Raw genomic sequence first — 470 nt, 5'->3', positions numbered from 1 at the left:
GACCGGCGCCTTGACCCGGGCTCCGGCGGCGGTGCGGCGATCGCCGCCGGGACCGATCTTTCCGGCTTCACCGGTTTGATTTCGGTCGAGGGCAAACAGAATTTCTGGTTCGCCGGCAGCGTGGCCAACGCCACGTTCGGCCTCGAAGTGGTGGACGCCGACCACAACTACGTGATGCAGAACGGCGTGGACGTGAAAGTCACCTCGGCAGTCTTCGGCAGCACGACGCTGCCAACGGGTAACTATACCGGCACGGACCTGATCAACCTCGGCCTCGGCGCCTACATCACCGACAACGGCGGCACCCTGTCGGTAGTGCCCGCCGCCCAGCCCGGAGAGCCCAAGATCACCGCAATCTCGGTGTCCGGCTCGGTTGCCACGATCGTCATGAAAGGAACGTCCGGCACCGACTACTACTGCGCCGGCTCGGATGACCTCACGAGCTGGGCGACCGAGATCGTCCCCACCGA

The 470-nt window shown here is 65.3% G+C and carries 1 protein-coding gene; it reads left to right on the top strand.

The window, feature by feature from the left end:
- Positions 1-470 (top strand): hypothetical protein (locus tag ACG2LG_RS24220; protein WP_396263481.1); only part of this gene is annotated, 470 nt, incomplete at both ends.

The sequence above is a fragment of the Haloferula sp. A504 genome (assembly GCF_044385805.1).
GTDB lineage: Bacteria > Verrucomicrobiota > Verrucomicrobiia > Verrucomicrobiales > Akkermansiaceae > Haloferula.
This window is presented reverse-complemented; position numbering and strand designations above follow the sequence as displayed.